The organism is Ignavibacteria bacterium (assembly GCA_016873775.1).
Lineage (GTDB): Bacteria > Bacteroidota > Ignavibacteria > UBA10030 > F1-140-MAGs086 > JAGXRH01.
In genome coordinates this window covers 1-2223 of the sequence record VGWC01000141.1, presented here as the reverse complement: position 1 = coordinate 2223, position 2223 = coordinate 1, and the positions used below count along the sequence as shown (strand labels likewise).

Annotated in this window: 3 protein-coding genes; all 3 read left to right on the top strand. The window is 35.4% G+C overall.

Going from position 1 to position 2223, the window contains the following annotated elements:
- The coding region (locus FJ218_11375) for a tRNA guanosine(34) transglycosylase Tgt (GenBank protein ID MBM4167502.1) at window positions 1–153 on the top strand (153 nt) is incomplete at its 5' end.
- Window positions 154–212: 59 nt separating this feature from the next.
- The gene (locus FJ218_11370) at window positions 213–1463 is read left to right on the top strand and encodes a site-specific DNA-methyltransferase (GenBank protein ID MBM4167501.1); all 1251 of its coding nucleotides are present in this window, start codon (window positions 213–215) and stop codon (window positions 1461–1463) included.
- Entirely contained in the window at window positions 1456–2091 is a 636-nt protein-coding gene (locus FJ218_11365) for an MjaI family restriction endonuclease (GenBank protein ID MBM4167500.1), read from the top strand. Before FJ218_11370 ends, FJ218_11365 begins: the two co-directional genes overlap by 8 nt.
- The last annotated feature ends 132 nt before the right edge of the window (window positions 2092–2223 follow it).

The window sequence follows — 2223 nt, the reverse complement described above, 5'->3', positions numbered from 1 at the left end:
GCAACAATTCACAACTTGTATTTTTATCAATGGCTGATGAAAGAAACACGCAACGCAATTCGAGAAAAACGTTTTGCGGAATGGAAGAGAGAAATGCTTGCTTCGATGGCGATGAGGAGTGAGAGTGAAGAAATTCTTGAGAGTGAAATTTAAATTCTGTAACATAAACCTTGACAACAAATCATAAAATAATAAACGGTGATAGCAGGCAAATGACGGAATTGCAAAATAATTCTGTGCATTTGGTAATTACTTCTCCACCGTATTGGCAACTCAAAGATTATGGAACAAAAGAGCAAATCGGTTTTCACGATAGTTATGAGAATTACATCAACAATCTCAATCTTGTTTGGAAAGAATGTTATCGAGTTTTGCACAATGGCTGTAGATTGTGTGTGAACATTGGCGACCAATTTGCACGCTCTGTTTATTATGGACGTTACAAAGTAATTCCCATTCGAGAAGAAATAATTAAGTTCTGCGAAAATGTTGGCTTTGATTATATGGGTGCAATCATTTGGCAAAAAGTTACTACGTCGAACACAACGGGCGGCGGAGTACAAATGGGTTCGTATCCGTATCCGAGAAACGGAATTTTGAAAATTGATTATGAGTTCATTTTGATTTTCAAAAAACTTGGCGAAGCTCCAAAACCAACGAAAGAACAGAAAGAACTTTCCAAAATGACTGCGGAAGAATGGAATACCTTTTTTACCGGACATTGGAATTTTGCAGGAGTGCGACAAGACAAGCATCTTGCTATGTTTCCCGAAGAATTACCAAGACGGTTAATAAAAATGTTTTCTTTCGTTGGCGATACAGTGCTTGACCCGTTTACCGGAAGCGGTACGACAAATCTTGCGGCAAAAAATCTTGGAAGAAATTCTCTTGGTTATGAAATCAATGCTGAATTCATTCCCATCATCAAGAAAAGACTTAGTGCGAATCAAAAAGATATTTACGGAACTTCGTTTGAATTTTCAACGCAAAAGACAACGATTGATTTTGAAAATGAAATCCAAAAACTTCCATACATTTTCAAAGACCCGCACGCACTTGAGTTCAAAGTTGACCCGAAAAAATTACAGTTTGGTTCACGGCTCGATAAAAATGGAAGTAAAAAAAGAGAAGAGTTTTTTACCGTGAAAGAAGTACTAAGTTCTGAAAAAATAAAATTGAGTAACGATGTAACGGTAAAACTTATTGGCGTGAAAGAAGATGAAACTGTTAATGGTAAAGCGACAAAATTCTTGGAAGAAAAAACAAAAGGGAAAAAAGTTTTCATAAAGTTCGACACAAAGAAATACGATAAAGAAAATAATTTGCTTTGCTATCTTTACCTCGAAAATAAAACATTTCTCAATGCACACTTAATCAAAAATGGTTTGGCGCACGTTGATACGAGTATGGATTTCAAATACAAAGGAAAATTTTTGAATCTGCCGCAATACAGTAATGGCTAAAGAGTGGATTCTTAATTCGGCGATGAATCGTTTCCAACTTAATTTCAAAAGAAATGTTGGACCAACTTCTGAATCAATTAGAAAATGCTCCCCAAAAAGTGTTGACGAATGGAGAGAATATTATTTCAAAAATGTAAGACCTAAAGAACACATAGCCGAACTCGGCAAAAAACTTTACACGAAAATCACCGAAGTAATTCAATCGGAAGTTGCGGAAATTACCGAACAAGATTGTGTTGATTATATGATACAGTTGGTTATTGACCGCACGTACGATGGCTATGTTACTGAGATACAAACAGTTTATGGACAACTTCAAAAAATTCTTGGAGTAAAAATCGAAGCCGCACCGGATGAGTGGGATAGATTATTGAATGTGGACTTCTTTATAAGGATAAAAGAGAAATACATTGGTTTGCAAATAAAACCGATTAACGAAGGAATACAACTTCCGGAGATTTTTAAGGAATATGCTCTGCAAGAAAAGACGCATCAAAAGTTTGCAGAAGTTTTTGGAGGGAAAGTATTTTATCTTTTTTCTGCGAAGGTTGGAGATAAAAAAGAAATTCAAAACAAAGATGTTATTGATGACATTAAAGCAGAAATAAAACGGATTGAACAACTGTGACAAAATAAAATTTTTCAAACACAATTAACAAATAACAACTAACTATAACCTATGAATCAAATAATAGCAATGGCTCCGCAAGGTGATGGCGGCGGAAGTATGTTCAGTACCATCATAATGTTCCTTCTCATC